Origin of the sequence: Mucilaginibacter pineti (genome assembly GCF_900101875.1) — a bacterium.
In the GTDB taxonomy this organism is placed as follows: domain Bacteria; phylum Bacteroidota; class Bacteroidia; order Sphingobacteriales; family Sphingobacteriaceae; genus Mucilaginibacter; species Mucilaginibacter pineti.
In genome coordinates this window covers 277,319-296,754 of record NZ_FNAI01000007.1, presented here as the reverse complement: position 1 = coordinate 296,754, position 19,436 = coordinate 277,319, and the positions used below count along the sequence as shown (strand labels likewise).

17 protein-coding genes are annotated in these 19,436 nt (G+C 43.2%); 10 read left to right on the top strand and 7 right to left on the bottom strand.

What is annotated here, in order from left to right; genetic code table 11:
• Window positions 1-7: 7 nt before the first annotated feature.
• From BLS59_RS16795 to BLS59_RS16780, 4 genes are all read left to right on the top strand, one after another.
• Window positions 8-1,807 carry a RagB/SusD family nutrient uptake outer membrane protein gene (locus BLS59_RS16795; protein WP_205411292.1) on the top strand — a complete coding sequence of 600 codons (1,800 nt, stop codon included), beginning with the start codon at window positions 8-10 and terminating at the stop codon, window positions 1,805-1,807.
• A 137-nt stretch (window positions 1,808-1,944) separates the two neighbouring features.
• A complete protein-coding gene (locus tag BLS59_RS16790; protein ID WP_091150758.1) occupies window positions 1,945-3,075 on the top strand; it encodes a glycosyltransferase WbsX family protein in 1,131 nt (376 codons plus the stop codon).
• A gap of 177 nt (window positions 3,076-3,252) precedes the next feature.
• Complete coding sequence (locus BLS59_RS16785) at window positions 3,253-4,071, top strand: helix-turn-helix domain-containing protein (protein WP_091150686.1); 819 nt, start codon at window positions 3,253-3,255, stop codon at window positions 4,069-4,071.
• 42 nt (window positions 4,072-4,113) lie between these two features.
• Window positions 4,114-5,661 carry an FAD-dependent monooxygenase gene (locus tag BLS59_RS16780; protein ID WP_091150684.1) on the top strand — a complete coding sequence of 516 codons (1,548 nt, stop codon included), beginning with the start codon at window positions 4,114-4,116 and terminating at the stop codon, window positions 5,659-5,661.
• A gap of 21 nt (window positions 5,662-5,682) precedes the next feature.
• Here BLS59_RS16780 and BLS59_RS16775 read toward each other — a convergent pair whose 3' ends face one another.
• Complete coding sequence (locus BLS59_RS16775; RefSeq protein WP_091150682.1) at window positions 5,683-6,855, bottom strand: FAD-dependent oxidoreductase; 1,173 nt, start codon at window positions 6,853-6,855, stop codon at window positions 5,683-5,685.
• Between the two features lie 96 nt (window positions 6,856-6,951).
• Here BLS59_RS16775 and BLS59_RS16770 point away from each other — a divergent pair, with 96 nt between their 5' ends.
• From BLS59_RS16770 to BLS59_RS16760, 3 genes are all read left to right on the top strand, one after another.
• Complete coding sequence (locus tag BLS59_RS16770; RefSeq protein WP_091150680.1) at window positions 6,952-7,911, top strand: helix-turn-helix transcriptional regulator; 960 nt, start codon at window positions 6,952-6,954, stop codon at window positions 7,909-7,911.
• Between the two features lie 107 nt (window positions 7,912-8,018).
• Window positions 8,019-9,053, top strand: coding sequence for an SDR family oxidoreductase (locus tag BLS59_RS16765; RefSeq protein ID WP_091150678.1), 1,035 nt, complete (start codon window positions 8,019-8,021; stop codon window positions 9,051-9,053).
• Window positions 9,050-9,856, top strand: a complete 807-nt coding sequence (locus BLS59_RS16760) for a helix-turn-helix domain-containing protein (protein ID WP_091150676.1) — start codon at window positions 9,050-9,052, stop codon at window positions 9,854-9,856. The genes BLS59_RS16765 and BLS59_RS16760 overlap by 4 nt, the downstream gene beginning before the upstream one ends.
• A gap of 40 nt (window positions 9,857-9,896) precedes the next feature.
• Here BLS59_RS16760 and BLS59_RS16755 read toward each other — a convergent pair whose 3' ends face one another.
• The gene (locus BLS59_RS16755; RefSeq protein ID WP_091150674.1) at window positions 9,897-10,781 is read right to left on the bottom strand and encodes a tetratricopeptide repeat protein; all 885 of its coding nucleotides are present in this window, start codon (window positions 10,779-10,781) and stop codon (window positions 9,897-9,899) included.
• Window positions 10,782-11,000: 219 nt separating this feature from the next.
• On the opposite strand from BLS59_RS16755, the gene BLS59_RS32510 reads away from it, so the two are divergent.
• On the top strand, window positions 11,001-11,126 hold the full coding sequence (locus BLS59_RS32510; protein WP_262492956.1) for a nucleoside triphosphate pyrophosphohydrolase family protein: 126 nt from the start codon (window positions 11,001-11,003) through the stop codon (window positions 11,124-11,126).
• A 29-nt stretch (window positions 11,127-11,155) separates the two neighbouring features.
• Window positions 11,156-11,326, top strand: coding sequence for a nucleoside triphosphate pyrophosphohydrolase family protein (locus BLS59_RS32270; RefSeq protein WP_240315256.1), 171 nt, complete (start codon window positions 11,156-11,158; stop codon window positions 11,324-11,326).
• 101 nt (window positions 11,327-11,427) lie between these two features.
• On the opposite strand, the gene efp is transcribed toward BLS59_RS32270, so the two are convergent.
• On the bottom strand, window positions 11,428-11,988 hold the full coding sequence (efp, locus tag BLS59_RS16745; RefSeq protein ID WP_091150672.1) for an elongation factor P: 561 nt from the start codon (window positions 11,986-11,988) through the stop codon (window positions 11,428-11,430).
• Between the two features lie 177 nt (window positions 11,989-12,165).
• The gene (locus BLS59_RS16740; protein ID WP_091150670.1) at window positions 12,166-12,987 is read right to left on the bottom strand and encodes an alpha/beta fold hydrolase; all 822 of its coding nucleotides are present in this window, start codon (window positions 12,985-12,987) and stop codon (window positions 12,166-12,168) included.
• A 311-nt stretch (window positions 12,988-13,298) separates the two neighbouring features.
• Here BLS59_RS16740 and BLS59_RS16735 point away from each other — a divergent pair, with 311 nt between their 5' ends.
• Window positions 13,299-14,057, top strand: coding sequence for a M17 family peptidase N-terminal domain-containing protein (locus tag BLS59_RS16735; RefSeq protein ID WP_091150756.1), 759 nt, complete (start codon window positions 13,299-13,301; stop codon window positions 14,055-14,057).
• A 92-nt stretch (window positions 14,058-14,149) separates the two neighbouring features.
• On the opposite strand, the gene BLS59_RS16730 is transcribed toward BLS59_RS16735, so the two are convergent.
• The 3 genes from BLS59_RS16730 to BLS59_RS16720 form a co-directional block, all read right to left on the bottom strand.
• Window positions 14,150-15,070 (bottom strand): helix-turn-helix domain-containing protein, encoded by a 921-nt coding sequence (locus BLS59_RS16730; RefSeq protein WP_091150668.1) that lies wholly within the window; start codon window positions 15,068-15,070, stop codon window positions 14,150-14,152.
• Between the two features lie 12 nt (window positions 15,071-15,082).
• Window positions 15,083-15,967, bottom strand: a complete 885-nt coding sequence (locus BLS59_RS16725; protein ID WP_091150666.1) for an NmrA family NAD(P)-binding protein — start codon at window positions 15,965-15,967, stop codon at window positions 15,083-15,085.
• Window positions 15,968-16,078: 111 nt separating this feature from the next.
• Complete coding sequence (locus BLS59_RS16720) at window positions 16,079-19,330, bottom strand: glycosyl hydrolase (protein ID WP_091150664.1); 3,252 nt, start codon at window positions 19,328-19,330, stop codon at window positions 16,079-16,081.
• Window positions 19,331-19,436 lie beyond the last annotated feature (106 nt).

The following is a 19,436-nucleotide window of genomic DNA, read 5'->3' as shown; positions in this document are numbered from 1 at the left end:
AAAGATTATGAAAAAAGTTATTTCGCTGCTGATCCTTATCAGCATTGGTGCATGCTTTTCTTGCAACAAAGAAGTTTTAAATAAAAAACCGCTCAGTATTATTTCAGATGCCGACGTTTTCAAAGATCCGGCATTGATAAACGCATACCTTACGCAAATTTATTATGATATGCCTGTTTTGGGAAATGATTGTAATGCAAATGGCCCTACTGATGGCGACGGAAGCTGGCATGCCTTTGACATCAATGACGTATCTGACGAAAGTTTTCCGCAATTCAGGGACTGGAACCCAAGTAACGCATTCACCTTTAAATATGGCAATTTAAATATTGGCGGAGGTGTACTTGACTGGTGGGGCTATAACACCGTACGCGAGATCAATCAATTTCTTGAAAAACTGCCATCTTCCCCGCTTCCTGCAGATCAGGTAAAATCAAAACTGGCCGAAGCGCGTTTTTTAAGAGCATTCTGCTACTTTTCTATGGTTAAACGATACGGAGGCATTCCATTGATCACCAAAGTTCAGGATGCCAATGAAGATCAGGCAACACTTTTTCCGCCAAGAGCAACTGAACAAGCCGTTTATGACTTTATTATTTCCGAGATTGACGCGTGTGCAAGTGATTTACCCGAGGTGGTAAGCGCTGACAATTTAGGACGACCGTCCAAATATGCCGCTCTCGCCTTGAAAAGCCGCGCAGCGTTGTATGCAGGAAGCATAGCTCAATTTGGAACAGTAGAATTGAATGGCGTTGTAGGAATACCTGCATCAGCGGCCAAAGCCTATTACCAGGCATCTTATGATGCTTCCCAGGCCATTATCAAGAGCGCTAAATATGCCCTTTACAATGCTGATGCAAACAAGTCTACCAATTTCAGGAACATCTTTTTGGTTAAAAATAATAGCGAGGTAATTTTTGCCAAACGCCATGATAATGCTAATGAGGCGACCGGCGGAAACGGTTGGGGTGTTGATTTCTTCAACTGCCCAAGGCCGCAAGCCTGGGGTCGTGGGTTATACGAACAAGCATATCTTGAGCTGGCCGAATCCTTTGATCATGTGGACGGAACTCCTGGAACATTAGATCGTGTTGCTATCCAAAACAAATTAATGACAACGGATGAGCTGTGGGCCAATAAAGACCCTCGTTTTTTCGCTACCTTTTACACGCAAAATACAAGCTGGAAAGGGAATAAGCTCGATTTTCATGCGGGTATCCGCTTGCCCGACGGATCTATAAAAACAGATGGTGCATACAACGGCATTGCCGCTACCGGCGATCAGGATTACCAGGGAACCGGTATAGGCGTTTTGAAATATTTAGATGAAAGCCATGATAACATGGCCGGGGCCAACAGCGGCTGGTCAACCTCTGCCCAGGATTGGCTGATCTTCAGGTATGCAGAAATTCTGTTAAACAATGCCGAAGCTGCATTCGAGTTAGGGAATACAGCCGACGCGCTGAACTCCATAAACCAGGTTAGGGGGCGAGCCGGAATTGCGGCATTGGACAATTTAACGCGAGATAATATTCATCATGAGCGTAAGGTTGAACTCGCTTTTGAAGGGCAGCGTTATTGGGATGTAAGGAGATGGCGTACCGCTGTTCATGACCTGTCAATCCGCTGGTCAGGTATCCGGTACATTCTTGACGGTGCAACAGGAAAATATCAAATACAGATCATTAATAACGTGGATGGTACATCAAATATCCCGCAATTCAGGCAAGAAAATTATTATCTTCCATTAACAGTAGGCAGAACAAGTAACAATCCCAAATTAGTTGAAAACCCCGGCTATAAATAGGGAGTTCAATTTTGGACAAAAATATTTTTCGAATAAATTTTATATAGGGCACTGATTTTAATACTATGGAAGTAAACAAGAAAAAACAAAAATTTGTGAAGTATTTATTTACAACACTTGCATTTATAACATGCATAATGGCTGCGCATGCACAGCCCGCAGAGCAACAATATGATGTAGCGGCCTATGTATGGCCAGCCTACCAACCCGATGCCCGGTTTAAGGATATAGGTGTATTTAAGGATGGCAAAGGCGAATGGGAAGCCATTTACAATGCAAAACCAAAATTCCCGGGGCATAACCAGCCGCACGTTCCGCTGTGGGGCTATACCAATGAGGCCGATCCAAAAGTGATGGAAAAAAAAATAGATGCAGCTACATCGCATGGCGTAAATGTGTTTATATATGACTGGTATTGGTATGATGGGAAGCCCTGGCTGGAAAATGGAGTAGATAAAGGTTTCCTGGGCGCAAAAAATAATAATAAAATGAAGTTTTACCTCATGTGGGCCAATCATGATCATAGCAGTTACCTGGATTATACTACTGACGATAAGAGCAAGATATACTGGCACGGCGGGGTTGACAGGCCTACATTTGATAAGATGGTAGCGCACATAATCAAGGATTATTTCAGCAAGCCCAATTATTACAAGATCAACGGTGAGCCCGTGTTTAGCATTTATGAGCTGTCAACGTTTATAAATGGCTTGGGCAGTATTGATGCTGCTAAGGAAGCGCTGGCGTATTTCACCCAAAAAACGAAAGAAGCCGGCTTTCCGGGTTTGCACCTGCAGGGCGTTTTATGGGGCGCAATACCAAGCGGGCTTTCCGCCACACCTGGTGATAAAACAAGCACCCAAAACAATGTAGTTTTAAATCTGGGGCTCAAAAGCCTCACTAACTACCAATGGTGCCATTACGTACCGATGGATAGATACGACAGATGGGGAGATAAAGCGATTGAGGGCTGGGCCAAATTCAATAAAGACTTTACGGTGCCGTTCTTTCCGCATGTTTCTATTAGCTGGGATCCCAATCCGCGATATCCGGGGGCTTTACAGGGCATGGTAACCGAAGCGAACCCTAAAGACTTTAAACGTTTTCTGCTGCAGGCCAAAGCGTATGCAGATGCTCATCCAGACCAGCCTAAACTGATCACCATAAATGCCTGGAACGAATGGGCAGAAGGCAGTTACCTGGAACCGGATAAGCAGCATGGCTATGATTATCTTGATGCTGTAAAGGAAGTGTTCGGTAAAAAATAATTGGTTTAATAAATTGGTCAAAAGCAGCGAGGCGACGGTATAAACCGTTGTTTCGCTGCTTTTTTTACGTGACAGCAATCCCATTGTTTTGCTTCCCATTTAATACTCACTGGTAAAACGCTTACGTTTCTACAAATAAATTAAGCCGCTGTACGCCAAACCTGCTTACCTTTATAAATGCACCATCAAGAATTTGAATCTCCTGAAGAGTTACGGGATACCATAAAATGCTTTTGGTACAACAGACGGGAGTATGGAGAGCTACAATCGGGTTTTGAGGTACAACCTGATGGTTACGCCGAAATTATTTTTCATTTCGGGAGCGGCTGCAGTATTGCCTCAAATGGAGAACTGCAGCCATTGCCTTCGCCGTTTATGATGGGGCTGCTCAATCAGCCGGTTGTTTTTTATTCGAAAAATTGTTTAGAGATCATTGGTATCAGGTGCTTTCCCTGGACGGTGTTCGATTTACTCGGACTACCGTCAGGTAAAGAAGGGGTGCGCATATTTGAACATCCTATCGCCCGGCTTCAATCCATATTAAATAATTATATGGAAGCCGGTAAAATAGAGGAAGCCCTGGCAGAGATAAAACAATATCTGCTGAATGCACGATCGGGGATTGCTACCAGCAGTATGTTATTTAAAGCGGGAGTTGCCATGAGGCAGGCAAACGGTACCATGCCGGTAAGCCAGGTAGCAGCGGCGGCTCATGCTACTGTCCGTACATTGGAAAGGAACTTCAAGCAATCTTCTGGTTATTCTGTTAAAGATGTGTCGGGTTTAATACGCTTTGAGCAGGTAAGAAACCGGTTATGGCTTTACCCGGATACCAATCTTGCAGGCTTAGCCCATGAGCTGGGCTATACAGATCAATCTCACCTAAGCAGAGAATTCAAACGCTACAGTGGCACTACGCCAGCGGCATTCGCGCGAAAAGCAAAGAAAAGAAAGCAGGCCGTGGGCAACGATTTTGTCGCGTTTATACAAGCCTAACACAGCGGTATTTCTGAATTTTGTGTATTCAATAATACTAATATGAACACAATAATTCAAAGCAATAAATCCACACAAAATAATTCAGTATACGATGTAATAATCGCAGGCGCGGGTCCTGTAGGTCTGTTCCTCGCCAGTGAACTTGCCCTGGCTAAATGTTCAGTTCTGATACTGGAAAAGGCGGAAGACCCGCACTCACCCTTAAAGCAAATTCCTTTCGGGATACGGGGACTTAATGCACTTTCTGTTGAAGCGCTATACCGCCGTAATTTACTGCAAGAACTGGAAATACATAAACGCCTTAAAAATCCCCACTTAAACACCAAACCAGGTGCCCACCGGCAGGGAGGGCACTTTGCTGGTATTGTATTTTACGAAGATGATATTGACACCTCACAGTGGAAGTATCGCCTGCCAGGTGCTACCGATACCAGTTTAATTTCTGAAATGCAGGAGCTTGAAACCGTGCTGACCCGCCGCGCAGCATCCCTGGGTGTTGTGATCAAGCGCGGGCTCGCCATTACTGGTTTCCATCAAACCGAAGCCGGGGTTACTGTTCAGGCAGGCGATCAATCTTTTCAGGGTAAATGGCTTGTTGGTTGCGATGGCAGCCGTAGTGTTGTTCGTAAGGCGGCCGGTTTTGAATTTGCCGGTACAGAGCCGGAATTTACCGGCTACACTACACAAGTTGACATTGCCGACCCGGAGAAGCTAAGCCCGGGCCGAAATGTAACACCAACGGGCATGTACCTGCAATCTCAGCCGGGGTACGTAATCATACAGGATTTTGATGGCGGGGCATTTCATCATTCAAAAAAGCCCATCACGCTTGAACACGTTCAGGAAATGCTGCGCCGCATCTCGAATACCGACGTTACCATCACTGCCCTCCATATAGCAACCACGTGGACCGACCGCGCAAGGCAGGCTACAACCTACCGCAACGGACGGGTACTTTTAGCCGGCGATGCCGCGCACATTCACGCACCCTTGGGCGGCCAGGGGCTTAACCTTGGATTAGGCGATGCAATGAACCTTGGCTGGAAGCTTGCCGCGGTTATACAGGAGAAAGCTCCGGAAGATTTATTGGATAGCTATTATACCGAACGGCACCCAATTGGTGTACAGGTGCTGGATTGGTCGCGCGCGCAGGTTGCCATCATGAAACCAAATCCGCATGCCCGCGCGCTGCACGCTCTTATCCGCGACCTTATTGCTACGCGCGATGGTGCCACCTATTTTGCAGGAAGGGTGTGGGGCATTTCTACACATTACAATCTTGGCAGCAACCACCCATTGGCAGGCCGCAGCACTCCCAATTTTGAGCTGGAAGACGGTGTGAAGATTGGTGAGCTAATGCACCATGGCAAAGGGATATTACTTGATTTTGATAACAATGATTCACTTAAAACTTTGGCGAGTGATTATGGCGGCCGAATAAAGTATGTTTCTGGCCCGGCGAAAGAACAATTAGGCTTGAGCGCCGTACTAATACGCCCTGATGGAATTATAGCCTGGTCTTCAGATACCTACCCGGATAGCAACCAACTTAAAAAGGCGGCCGCCCGCTGGTTTGCTGGTGATTGATATGGGCCATGCTAACTTAATTTATTCAGTTTGATTAAGCATTTGGGTCATCTTAGCGAGCGCGTCTTCACTATGCATCCATTCTGTCATTTCCAGCGATATTTGCGCTTCTTTTGCGGCTCTTCCCTGCATCGGTTTTTCATACGCAGCAATGGCAGTTTGTATAGTTTTAAAATCATTGCCCGCCAGGCACTCGCTCAATTCTAAAGCATCCAGCATGGCCAGGTTCACGCCTTCGCCGGAGGGTGGCATTATATGAGCGGCATCTCCCAGCAGAGTTATATTGGAATGCGCCTCCCAGTTTTGGTCAAAGGGCATGCAATATTGCGGACGTATGAGAAGAGGCAAGCCTGCGTTTTCAGGCAGTTCAAGCCACAGGCTATGCCATCCTGGAAACTCTTGTTTGAACCATGCCAATACTTGTTTCCTATCTGAAAAATCTATCCCGCCGTTTTGCATCCAATTTTCATCCTTTTTGCAACTGACGTAAAAATCCAGGCTTCCATCACCTTTTGAAGATATGTGTAAAAACTTTTCATCCCCATGAGCATAGATTTTTCCGCCTTTTAACAATTGGTGGATGTTAGGTACTGCTGTCTCCGAATCGGGTATATTCCCCTGCACAATTGTAACACCCGAATAAGAGGGTTTGATAGGCGTAACATAGTGCCTGATTTTAGAATTTGCACCATCTGTTCCTATTACGATATCCGCTATAGCTGTTGTGCCATTTTTAAATTCAAGTTTCCATACATTATCAACCTGCGTCATGGTTATAAATTGACTGTTCCAAACAACGGTACCAGGCAAGAGAGAATTTAACAGCATATTCCTTAAGGGACCTCTGTCAATTTCCGGTCTGGACCATTCATTACTGAAATCATCGTTAAATGCTTCATTAGGCGTTTGATTATGCTCGTCGTAGATTATTTTTGCATGCTTATCTACCACACGCCCCTTGTCGGCACCCGGCCTGTAAGTGCCTTTAAAAACGTCCGTCAACCCCATCGTGCCAATCGCTTTCAGGCCCGATTCATAATGGAGGTCCAGTGTTGCACCCTGCACACGTACATCTGCATTGTAGTCTCTTTCATAAACCTTTACATTTATACCTTTAAGCTGTAAAAGCCTTGCGAGTGTTAAACCACCCGGGCCACCGCCTATAATGGCTACATGCTTGTTATCTAACAACATTTCTTTTGTATTAATTAATAAATTTTATTTCTGACAACAAAATTGGTGTTACTTTTACAAATAAAATAGCCGTATTTAACATTAAAATAGTCGCAAATGAAAATATCAATTACTGATAATGGGTCGGGTATTACGAAGGAATTCGCCCGGGCTATAGGCGCCACCATTGACGGACGGTTTATACGCATCCCCGAAAGCAAAGGAGAGGGGTACATCACCGGCTTTTCCTGGGGAAACAATCTTAGGATGATGGTGCGTAATTATTACCTCAAAGAGGATGTTTTTATTATGCGGACAAATGAACTGGCTGAAGGGCAAGACGATATTGTTTTTTTGCTCAGCGGAATTTTTCCCCCACTCATACCATCCGAAAAACAATTGTTAACGGAACAAGCCCATGTAATGATCTGCAAGCACGCCGTTTCTTCCATTATAGCTATGCCTTTAAATACTATTTTTGGAAGTGTGACAATTGCTATTTCTAGGCAGTATCTTCATCAGCTTTTTGGGGCAATAAATCACCCCGTGGTAGCAAGTGTTTTGGCGGCCAGGGACAATTTTGTATTTGAAACCGGCATTTCGGCCGAAATGATCAAAACCGCCGGCGATTTTCTGCATCAGCCCGTTCCTGAAGGGCTTGAAAGTCATTTTTATAAATTAAAATGTGAAGAACTCTTGTGCTATACTTTTGCTTTACTTATGCAACGGGATGCTGTTCCAACGAGCAATATGCATATTGACGATATAAAAGCCATATATGCTATTAAATCACGTTTGCAATTGCACTTAGACCAGCCACCGAATATAGCTGTACTGGCCATAGAAGCTCATATGAGCGAACCTAAACTCCGGAAATTATTTAAACAAACCTTTGGCAAAGGCGTATTTGAATATTACCAAACTGCACGTATACAGGAAGCTGCCAAATTGCTGAAAGAAAAACGAATGACAGTTTCGGAGGTTGGTTACCAACTGGGATTTACAAACCTAAGTCATTTTTCAAGAGTTTTTGAGCAGCATATCGGTATGAAACCAAAGAAGTATTCGGTAAATTAGTGATAATGCAATCCGATATTTGAACCTTTCAAACCAGTAAACCTGGACTTCTGAACCAAATTGACTGTAGTTTTTACAGGCAACTTTGCCTTATAAAAATTTAAACAATGGAAAATTCAGAAATAGTTTTAGTTACAGGCGGTACCGGTGCCGTTGCCATACATTGTATTCTTCAATTATTACAGAAAGGTTACAGCGTAAAAACCACCCTTCGATCCATAAATAAAAAAAATGAAGTCATTGAAATGCTGAAAACAGGCGGCATTACCTCTTTTGATAATCTTAAATTTATTAAAGCCGACCTCACAAAAGATGATAACTGGACCGAAGCCGTGAAAGGCTGCACGTACGTATTGCAGGTTGCATCGCCAACTCATTTAGCATCAAAAGACGAAAACGAAATGATCCGTCCTGCCGTCGACGGCGTGCTTCGGGTGTTAAAGGCCGCACGAAACGCAGGGGTAAAACGTGTTGTAATGACCTCCAGTTTTGGCGCACTTGGCTTTAGTAACAAAGACCGGAGCACCGAAACAACCGAGGCAGATTGGACAGACCCGAATGAAAAAGGCCTATCACCTTACGAAAAATCAAAAGTACTGGCAGAACGCGCCGCCTGGGATTTTATTAAGAAAAGCGAGGGTAATTTAGAATTAACGGTAATTAACCCCGTTGCCATTTTCGGCCCGGTTTTAGGCCCAGGCAAATCACCCAGCTTTGGCCTGTTAAAATTGATATTAAGTGGCTCCTGGAAAGCCGTTCCAAATATCCCTTTAAATGTGGTTGATATCCGCGATGTGGCCGATCTGCATATCCGTGCCATGACTAATCCGGATGCCAATGGGCAACGCTTTATCGCATCGGCAGATGGTGAAATATCCATGCCCCAAATTGCTGCATTGCTTAAAAATAAAATGCCCGGTGCGGCAAAAAAAGTTAATACTAAAACGCTGCCCAACTGGGTGCTTTTTATAACTGCGTTATTTAACCCGCAGGCAAAACAGGCTGTTTTATTTTTAAAGATAAACCGCAATGTGAGCAATGCAAAAGCTAAGAGAATATTTGGTTGGATACCGATAGCAAATAATGAAGAAGCTATTTTGGCGTCAATGGAAAGTATGCTTAAATTCGGCATTATAAAATGAGTGCAGCCGAAATAAAACCATGCTTTACTGAGCCTAAAATTTCCCCGGAGCAATTTATTCCAGATCATGTCTTTTTGTATGTAACCAAAGGATCGGTAACCGGTTACGACGGAAATAAAAGTTATACCTTAACAACAGGCGAATACTGCCTTGTGCGGAAAAACCGTTTAGCCAAATACAATAATGATAATGGCGATGCAGAATTTGAAAGGATTATTTTCTGCTACGAAGAAGAGTTTCTGCGACACTTTCAGGAAAAGAATAAACTAAAAATTGTGAAATTCGATTCGGCAGATACATTCGTAAAAATTACCCCGACGGAATTGATCCCCGATTTTATTCGTTCATTAAAGCCCTATACCAATAATTCAGGAAAAATTGACCAGGCTTTTGAAGATGTGAAATATGAAGAATTACTCATCATACTGCTAAAAAATCAACCGGAACTTGCAGGACTTTTTTTTAACTATGGCATGCCCGAAAAAATAAACCTGGAAGAGTTTATGAACCGCAATTTTAAATTCAACGTGCGCATTGATCGGTTTGCCTATTTAACGGGACGAAGTTTATCGGCTTTCAAGCGGGATTTTAAAACGATATTTAACGCCACGCCCAATCACTGGCTGGTTCAAAAGCGTTTGCAGGAGGCACATTTCCTTATAGCAAAAAAGAATAAAAAAGCTTCCGAAATTTATCTTGACCTGGGTTTTGAAGACCTCTCCCACTTTTCATTCGCTTTCAAAAAACTATTCGGAATGAGGCCAACCGAGCTGGCGCAGCAAAAGAAATATGCGAGCCGTTAACCTTTGTCAAGCATATAAAACTGTAACTGCAGAATAGTGTCTACTTTCTGAAAAAGCCTGTAATTTTTTGTTGAAGCGTTTTTTGTTGGCAATGTTCGTCAATTCGTTTCTGGGCATATTTTGCGCCTAATTCTTTTGCTTTATTCCAATCTTCACAAGCTCCTTTATTATCTTTTTTATTAAGCTTTGAATTTCCTCTATTAAAATAGGCCATTTCATTTTGCGAGTCCAATTCTATTACCATCGTATAATCCTGTATGGCTTCCTCATATTCGCCAGCTTCATCTTTATTTGCCGCCCTGTTAATTATTGCATCAACAAAATTTGGGGCCAATTCTATTGCTTTATCATAGTCACGCCGTGCCGCCTTCCAGGTATGTAACTCATCTTTCATGATGGCTCTTGAATACCATGAATTAGGATCTTCAGGATTTATTTTTATTGCCGTAGAGAAATGAATTATTGCCATTCCTAAATTCCTTTTATTATAGGCTTCCATAGCAAGTTCGAAATAATGGTCATCATTATTGATCTCCATGTCCGGAAACTTTTGATTTTTAGGATCGCCCATTGCACCATAACCATCAAGCTTACAATCAAACTCATAACCTTTACAATACAGATCAAGCGCCCAATACATTAAATTATTTTCATCAACCGGAAACTCCGTTGCATCGCCAGTTAATTCCCAATAATCATTTTGCTTTTTTATCGTATTCAGTTTATAACCATAATTGGCATTTAGGAAATTCCCTAATCTTGTAAGTTTATCTTGTTCATCTGAAATAAAAACAAAATCATAAGTGGCCAATGCATAGTCATCTATATCGCTTTTTTTTCTCTGTTCATAAACTGATGCTGCGGATGCCATCTCCTTACCGAAATTGGCGTTAAATTGAGCTTTAAGGAAAAATGTATTTTTCATTTAAATGACTTAGTTACTAATTATCATAATTACGCATATCTGTTAATAAGTGCAAATCTTCTATTAAATAGTCGTGATTGCCCAGTATGTCTACCTTGTGTCAAAGCCTCTATATTTCAGGCTATTCTTTTTTCTCAATTTCTCCACCTTGCTACATAATAAACGAACTTTGAATAGCAGCATCGTTTTATGCTACCCATCCTAAAAACAATATTTATAATGAATGACATTAAACTGAATGAAGTAATAGAAAGATCAAAAAAGATAAGGGAACTTTATCATCAGTTGGAATTAACACACCACGGCAGCGAATGGACAGTTGAGGAAGACGCTTTGGCATTTTAACGGATGCCGGCTTAGTGGGCCGGTTAACTATGTCGCAGCAAGGCCGCTGGCCAAAGGGAGGCGATACAAAGGATGAACTGGAACACAAATTAGGAGAATGTATCTGGTGGCTAACCATTCTTGCCAACCGCATGGATCTGAATATTAACGACGCCCTGGAAAAGTTTTTAACCAAAACAGAAAAGCTTTTAAGCAAATAAATATTGCCGTCGTTAAAGTTCATGCGTGTTTCGAATACCTATTAAACACAAAGCCTCAAATCTTTCGATTTGAGGCTTTGTCAATTTATAACTGATAATTATTATTTCACACGCTCAACATATTCGCCGGTGCGGGTATCTACTTTTACTTTGTCGCCCTGGTTTATAAAAAGAGGCACTTTTATTTCAACGCCATTTTCTGTTGTGGCATATTTAAGGGCACCAGAAGATGTGTCGCCTTTAACGGCTGGCTCGGCGTAAGTAACCTCCAACTCAACAAAGTTGGGTGCCTGCGCCATAATTGGCTCTTCACTTTCAAAGGAAACTATAACGTCCATCCCTTCTTTCAGGAACCTTGCCGACTGGCCAAATAACGTTTTTGGAATATTAAACTGCTCAAAAGAAACGTTATCCATTATTACCATGAAATCGCCATCTTCATAAAGATATTGGTAATCATTAGTTTCTACGCGGCAAATTTCCACCTGCTCGTCGGTAGCTAAACGGGCCTCTACAATTTTCCCTGTTTTAATATTACGAAACTTATCTAAATAGAACGCTCCGCCTTTACCCGGTGTACGATGTAAAACTTCTGTAACAGTTACAAGCTCACCATTGTAACGTAATATGTTCCCTACTTTAATTTCAGATGCCTTTGCCATGAAAATACTATTGTAAATTTTGATGCCAAAGATATATTAAGTTGTGGAAACCTTCGTCTAAAAAAACATAGCATCGTTATTTTGTGTGTAATTTATTTTTATAAACGCGTCGGTTACAAACAAAAACGCCTTCAACTTTCGTTGAAGGCGTTTTTGTTTGGGTGATACCCTTCTCTTTTAAGCTTGAATAAAAGCCAAAAGATCTTTATTGATGGTAGCCGCTTCTGTAGCCGGCATTCCGTGAGGGAAGCCAGGGTAGGAAATCAATTTGCCATTTTTCAATAACTTAATTGCTTTTGCTCCCGAAATAGGGAATGGTACAATCTGGTCATCTTCGCCATGCAGGACCAGCACGGGAATATCCACGCTTTTAAGATCTTCTGTAAAATCTGTTTCTGAGAAAGCTTTGATACCATCATGATGCGCTTTAACGCTGCCCATCATACCCTGGCGCCACCAATTATCCCTGATCCCCTGCGATATTTTAGCGCCTTCGCGGTTATAGCCATAAAACGGAATGGTAAAATCCTCAAAGTATTGCGCCCGGTTAAATGCGGTACCCTGGCGTATTTCATCAAATATGGCCATTGGAACACCATCCGGATTGTTTTCAGTTTGAACCATTAATGGTGTAACCGCGCTTATGAGCACCACTTTGGCTACGCGGCTTTTTCCAAAATTAGCTGCATAATGAATGGCCTCGCCACCACCTGTAGAGTGACCTATATGTATGGCATCTTTTAAATCAAGCGCCTCGGTTAGTGCTGCTACATCGGCTGCATAGGTATCCATGTCATGTCCGCCAGAAACCTGGCTCGATCTTCCGTGGCCGCGGCGATCATGGGCAATTACCCGGTATCCCTTTTCAAGGAAGAACATCATTTGCGCATCCCAGTCATCGCCTGATAATGGCCAGCCATGGTGAAAAACCAATGGTTGTCCGGTTCCCCAGTCTTTGTAATAAATTTCGGTTCCGTCTTTTGTGGTGATCGTGCTCATTGTTTTTTTAATTTAAAGGTGATAAATTTTGAACAGTGTGTTTGTTTGTTTTGTTGATACAAATCTGTTGTTTATTTCTGCCGCTTAACTTGATGTATATTAAGAAATGAATACCGCTATAAAAAAACTTTCTTCCCCACTTCTGAATAGGTAGAAAGCAAATCCTTTTTGCAAGATAACGATAGGCATGTTAACAGAACTTTATGTTTCGCCTGTTTATATTTCTTAATCCAGGTCATGTTTATCTACCTGATACCGGGTTAAATTTGTTGGAGTTAGCAAAGCAATTCATCAACTTTAAAAAACACCACATGAAAGCCATTATCAATCGCCAGACAACACTTCTGAAAAAAATCAAACTATACTTATATAGTGTGTTTATACTTTTTGCGATGTGCAGCATGCCTGCTGTAGCATTTGCGCAAACTAAAGCGGTTTTACCAGCAGTTGGAACGCACATTATTTTAGGTAATATGGATGGGATTGGCATTGCGGTTACGGTACAAAGCCCATCAGCCGAAAAAACACCCTTACAAATTGCTTGTGTTTTTGAATATACCGAAAATGATATTTTTACACCACCTGCGCTGCCGCTGGAAGCAAACGGCATGGCTCACCTGGACAAAGGTTTAAATGGCATGATCACCGAATTAAGGAAAAGCGGCCAATTTGCGGGTCACGCTTTTGAAACCTTATTAATTGATATACCCAACGGAACAATTGTCCCACAAAAACTTTTACTTATAGGACTTGGCGACAGAAAGAAATTCGATCCTGAAATGATGAAAACCGTAGGTGCCATTGGCATGCGGGAAGCCCTTCGGTTAGGTGTAACCAGCTATGCCCACGCCAGCGATCTGAAAGACGGAGGCGTTGATTCACCCACGGCGCTGATTGCAGAAAATGTGCTTAAAGGTGCAATGGGAGCATACCACACCCAAATATATCTGAAAGGTAAAGGAATGTCTGCTTTTAAGCCGATGAAAAAAATAACCCTGTTGGCAGGTCCGCCATTTTACCAAATCACCGGCGACGCACTGAAAAAAGTGATCGATCCTAATGTTCATTAAGGCGTTTATAAAGATCCGGCGGAGTCATCGGGAACCTTATCTTTCTTAACAGGAAATCAAAGTTTAATTTTTACAAGAAATGGTTGACTTGTTTAATTAAACGACTGCCGGAATTCCAGCGGGGAAAGATTGGTTTTTGTTTTGAATAATTTACTGAACGATTGCGGGTGCTCGAACCCTAACTCGTACGCTATTTCACTTATTGACAGACCGGTGGTTGATAATTTTTCCTTTGCTTTATCAATGAGCTTTTGATGGATGTGCTGCTGCGTATTAAGGCCGGTAAGTGACTTTAGCAATCCGCTTAAATAACCGGGCGATACATTTAATTCCTGCGCGAGATAGGTAACGGTAGGCAACCCGTGTTTTGTAATTTCCTCGCCGTTAAAATAAGCAGTAAGCAGATCCTCCAACCGCGACAGTATCTGGTGATTACTTATTTTACGGGTGATGAACTGGCGGTCATAAAATCTTTCGGCATGCTTAAACAATAGCTCCAACTGGGCTATCATCACATCCTGGGTAAATTTATCAATCCGGGATTGGTATTCCTGCTCAACGCTATGCATCATGTCGATAATCGTTGCCTCCTCCTTTTCTGAAAGGAACAAGGCTTCGTTTACCGAATAATCAAAAAATTCGTAGTGCTTTATATTTTTAGCCAAAGAGGTATTCCAAAGAAAATCGGGGTGGATGAGCAACATCCATCCCGATCTTTTTAATACAGTGCCCGATTTAACCTCAATGCTAAAAACCTGGCCGGGCGAAATAAAGAACATAATGCCTTCATCAAAATCATAAGCCTGCTGCCCGTATTTGATCTTGGCACCAAAATCCCTTTTCAATGAAACGGAATAAAAATCAAAGATCAAATTTGTTGGCTCCTCGCCAAACATATGCGTAATGGTTTCCATATTTATCACACTGATCAACGGGTGCTCCGGTTTGGGGAGGCCCATAACGCGGTGATACTCGGTAATGGTTTTAATACGGTGAAGCTGTGCGTTTGGCATATTACAAGTTCATCATTTTTGATTAAATATCGCGGCAAATTCTTTTGCAAATTCTTCCAGCTTAACTTTTCCCAATTTGGGCTTGTGCAGGTCATAATCTTCATGCAATAAACCGGTATGGCAGGCGCCATACATTTCAACCAGGTTGGCGGCAACCGATGCTGATAAACCGTTTGCTTCCATACCGCTTTGCATTTGCTCGTTGCTGATGGTTACCCATTTTAAATCGGGTTTACCTATAGCCTGGCCTAAAACGCGGGCAATTTCATTGCAGGTACGTTCGTCGCTTGCTACGTATCTTACTTTCAGGCCTGTGGTTTTAGCTTCTATCTCTTCTACTGCGGCGGCGGCAATATCTATGGGCGATACCAATATCGTCAGGTCGTCATCACCATAATTTGCGGCAATGTAACCCAGTTTTTTTATCATACCTACGTAAGCGTATACATTATAGTAAATGTAAGTAGCGCGCAGATGTGTAAGCGATTCCAATTGCAACGCCTCCAAAGCATTTTCCATATGGTGGTGACCAACAATCAGCCCTGTACCTTTTTCCAAGTGGGCACCGTAACTGCTTACATAAACCACCCGTTTTACACCCGAAGCACTGATAGCTTGCACGAGAATTTCGCTTATTTTTTGATGCCGTGCAATTGGATCTGGCACACCAATATTGGGTGGTACCATGGCATGTATAACATCGGCACCGGTAAAGGTGGCCGTTAAAAAATCAACGTCCTCTACCGAGCCTATAGCTGCGCTTGCGCCCAGGGCTTCAATCTCTTTCTGCTTTTCGGGATTACTGCTGATAACCGTAACCGAATGTCCTTTTTGCACTAACGCCTGCGTTAATGGCTTGCCAATGTGTCCTAATGAACCTGTTACTATGATTTTCATTTTGATGTTTTTTAATAACACAAAATTCCGCAACAAAACAGGAGCACACTTAACCTAATCCACTATTGTTGTAGCCAAAATGAATACACCGGCATCCATTTTTAGCCATTGCTATTGTTTAACCAAATCAATTTTAACCGGCCCTAATAAGCCCGATTGTTCCAAACCGCCCCTTGGGTCGGGACCAAGCACTACGGTTGTTTTCCGTTGATCTGCCGGCAACAGTGCATCACCCAGTAAACGGTTGGCCCAGGTATTTACCACCCTTATTTCGAGTTTATTTGAGCCCGGTTTAAGGGCTTTGGTAATATCAACCTGGTATGGTGGTGTCCAGCATCCGCCCAGCTCAATCCCGTTAAGCGTTACTTTGGCAATATCCTTTACCAGGCCCAGGTCAATCACATAGTTTACGCCTTTATCTACTTTCTTTACCGGGAAGCTATTACGATACAAAGCCGCACCCGAATAATATTTTATACTATCATTTGCATTGAGCGACCAATCTGTAAGCGTATTAAATACTACTGGTTTCGCTGGTCCGCGCCTTTTGTTGTCAAAAGTTACTGTCCATGGTGTGGTGATGGCAATGCTTTTCTCAACCGCCGGGTAGTTGGCTTTTGTGGTATCGCCCTTTGTACCGTTGTTCCTGAAAACAATAAATGTGCTTCCGTTAGCGGCAAGCTTAATGGGCAGCGTGGTTGTGGTATCGGTTTGTGTAAATGATGGCAACGTACGAGTGATACCCGTTACCGCATCCCACAACTCGGGTTGCTTTCCAGCTACGCGGAAGGTAGCCGTAATATTAACCGCTTCGTTTTTTTGGTTGGAAATAAAATATACCGATCCCTCTTTTAACTGCCTGTGGATAAAAAGGGGTGCATCGCCGGTGGCTATTTTAAAATCGGGCATTACCCTAACCAGGTTCAGCGCCTGCTGCATATCCATGCCGTTTAATACTAAACCTTTGCCGTAATGATTTACCTTATTGGTAACCCCATCTGCATTACCCCATAATTCATCGGCAACAGATTTCACCTGTTTATCTGCCTGCGGATACCCCTGCAAGCTTGGCGAAAACTCGGGTTTCGGCCCTAATATCACCGCGCCGTTTTGCACCAGTTCCTTTATTTTCAGCAGCAACTCCGGCCGCATGGTTTTTTGCTTAGGTAAAACAAGGATACTGTAGCTGATACCGTTTGGTAAAACAAGTTTACCGTTTTTTACGGTCAGTGTACCTTTAATTATATCTGCGTTGATATAATCGAAGGAGTAACCTTTAGGTAGTTCAGGGTCGGTAATACCCATTATTTTAGGGGCATCTTCCCCAATAAAATATGCGGCATCGGCAACATATTGCCCTTGTTGCAGCATCAGGTTACAGCGTTTAAGATACTTTACAAAAATATCCATATCAAAAAACCAGGTATTCCCACGGTTAAATTCGGTGCCAAACCATGCACTTACGCCCGGCTTAGGCTCATCATCTGGCTGGTGGATGAAAACGTGCAGCAGGGTATTATTTATCCCGTCCGTAAAAAAACGGTCGCCACGGGCCTTTAAGTTTGCCGGGGTTGCACGCCAGGCAACACCCGCCGAAGTGAACGACTCGGCAGATACCTTAACCTTACCATAAATATGTGCCGCCGAAGAGGCAGCCTTGTTCTCTAATGTACCCAATCTACCGTCGAACCAAAACTCACCGGCTACCTCGTCAGATTGGCCCCCGTATTGTAAAAACTCCGCCGGGAACCCAAAATAACCGTAGGGCTCCAGCCATGTGGTAAGCCCGTGTTTATGGCTTACCTCGCGCAGTCCGCCCACATAATTAAACGCAGCATCATCAGCAATTAAGCGGCGCAGATCCCACAGAAAACGATCTGACGACTGTGCGCTGCCAACCACCTTGCCTTGTAAAACCGGGATAAATGGCGTAGGATCATAGTTATATTTCTCTTTAAATTCCGGGATCAGCAGGTCGGTCCAGTTTTGGCTGCCTGTTTCATAACTGTCTGCCACTACCACGGTAAATGTTTTACGATCTTCTGCAGGGATGCGCTTCAATACCTGCCCCAGGTAGTTTTCAAAATGCTCAGCGATGTGCGCCTTGCTCATTTTGTCGGTTTCAAAACCGGTGGCTTCGGGTGTTGCGGGAGCGTTATGCACGTTGGTTGGCGTCATACCGGTACGTTCAATGATCCAGTTCCCTGCGGGGATCTTCCAGTTCAGCGTACCATCGGCAGCCATGTATTTAGAAACATCTACCACTTTTGCAGGGTCAATCACATAGCTGGATGCTTCATTGGGTTGTGCATCCCATAGGTAGGCGTTCCAGATCAGGTCTTCGGTTTGCCACGCTTTGGCCAGTGTTTTTTCCATAATGTTTTCAACCATGGCGGTAGATGATAGCTTCAGTTCGCTTATCCCCGAATTGGACGATACGTTTGTAAGCAAGATCCTGAAGCTTGCCGATGTGGTAGCAGGGATAGCAATAACTGATTTGGCCCAGGACAAAAAACCAAAATTACCCGCCGGGCTCCGGCGGTCAATTACAAAGTGCTTAACTGTTACGTAAGCATTATTAATTTTTGCCTGTATATCCCCCTCCATATACACCGCCTGATGCAGGGTTGATACCGTTACACTGCGCACCGTATACGGCTTTTGCGTATTTATATCCAGCGAAAATTTTTGACCTTGTTTAAGGTGAATGCCCGTCGCCAGGTTATTATCCATTAAATTGCTCAATGAATCTATAACCGGTTCTGAAGAAAAGCTGGGTTTTAGCAGGCTGATATCGGCATCATAATCGGCAGGCACGGGGTATGCCAGCACTTTTACATCCTGAAAATTGGCCTGCGGCTTTGCCAGCTGTTTATTATATAATAATGGCCCCTTTACCATTACCTGCGACGAGGTAAGGTAACGCATAGTTTGCTCCGGCTTAACCCAAGGCCCACCCGACTGGCTCCACCCCGGACCATTAAACATTCCTATTTTGATATTTAAACGGGTAGCTGTTTTAAGCGCGGTATGCAAAATATCCCACCATTCATCCGAAAGGAATTTCACCTTACCATAGGGCACATCATTTAAACCGATATCGCCTATGAACGCCCGGTTGATGCCCACCTTTTTCATGGCTTCCAGGTCTTTTATAACCCCTTCTTTTGAAACATTACCCGATAACCAATACCAGTAAACACTGGTTTGTATGGTGTCGGCACCTGTTATAAAACCGGTTTCAAGCGCCTTGAGATCTGTCGGGATCTGCGTGCGGTCGGCAGTGCTGTTTTGGGCTTTTACACCGTTTATTACAAAACAAAATAAAAGCAGGTATAAACAGGTGTTTCTTAACAGCGACATAGTGATTTAGTTGATAGGCACCGGCATAAACCTGGTGAGTTTATGTTGATGCGCAGGTTATGTAATTGGTTTTATGCCGCAATATAAAGCCACACCACATTACCGG

What these genes read in the sequence shown, in the direction of transcription:
- BLS59_RS16795 (WP_205411292.1), top strand. Translation starts at nt 8, where the DNA reads ATGAAAAAAGTTATTTCGCTGCTGATCCTTATCAGCATTGGTGCATGC.
- BLS59_RS16790 (WP_091150758.1), top strand. Translation starts at nt 1,945, where the DNA reads ATGGCTGCGCATGCACAGCCCGCAGAGCAACAATATGATGTAGCGGCC.
- BLS59_RS16785 (WP_091150686.1), top strand. Translation starts at nt 3,253, where the DNA reads ATGCACCATCAAGAATTTGAATCTCCTGAAGAGTTACGGGATACCATA.
- BLS59_RS16780 (WP_091150684.1), top strand. Translation starts at nt 4,114, where the DNA reads ATGAACACAATAATTCAAAGCAATAAATCCACACAAAATAATTCAGTA.
- BLS59_RS16775 (WP_091150682.1), bottom strand. Translation starts at nt 6,855, where the DNA reads ATGTTGTTAGATAACAAGCATGTAGCCATTATAGGCGGTGGCCCGGGT.
- BLS59_RS16770 (WP_091150680.1), top strand. Translation starts at nt 6,952, where the DNA reads ATGAAAATATCAATTACTGATAATGGGTCGGGTATTACGAAGGAATTC.
- BLS59_RS16765 (WP_091150678.1), top strand. Translation starts at nt 8,019, where the DNA reads ATGGAAAATTCAGAAATAGTTTTAGTTACAGGCGGTACCGGTGCCGTT.
- BLS59_RS16760 (WP_091150676.1), top strand. Translation starts at nt 9,050, where the DNA reads ATGAGTGCAGCCGAAATAAAACCATGCTTTACTGAGCCTAAAATTTCC.
- BLS59_RS16755 (WP_091150674.1), bottom strand. Translation starts at nt 10,781, where the DNA reads ATGAAAAATACATTTTTCCTTAAAGCTCAATTTAACGCCAATTTCGGT.
- BLS59_RS32510 (WP_262492956.1), top strand. Translation starts at nt 11,001, where the DNA reads ATGAATGACATTAAACTGAATGAAGTAATAGAAAGATCAAAAAAGATA.
- BLS59_RS32270 (WP_240315256.1), top strand. Translation starts at nt 11,156, where the DNA reads ATGTCGCAGCAAGGCCGCTGGCCAAAGGGAGGCGATACAAAGGATGAA.
- efp (WP_091150672.1), bottom strand. Translation starts at nt 11,988, where the DNA reads ATGGCAAAGGCATCTGAAATTAAAGTAGGGAACATATTACGTTACAAT.
- BLS59_RS16740 (WP_091150670.1), bottom strand. Translation starts at nt 12,987, where the DNA reads ATGAGCACGATCACCACAAAAGACGGAACCGAAATTTATTACAAAGAC.
- BLS59_RS16735 (WP_091150756.1), top strand. Translation starts at nt 13,299, where the DNA reads ATGAAAGCCATTATCAATCGCCAGACAACACTTCTGAAAAAAATCAAA.
- BLS59_RS16730 (WP_091150668.1), bottom strand. Translation starts at nt 15,070, where the DNA reads ATGCCAAACGCACAGCTTCACCGTATTAAAACCATTACCGAGTATCAC.
- BLS59_RS16725 (WP_091150666.1), bottom strand. Translation starts at nt 15,967, where the DNA reads ATGAAAATCATAGTAACAGGTTCATTAGGACACATTGGCAAGCCATTA.
- BLS59_RS16720 (WP_091150664.1), bottom strand. Translation starts at nt 19,330, where the DNA reads ATGTCGCTGTTAAGAAACACCTGTTTATACCTGCTTTTATTTTGTTTT.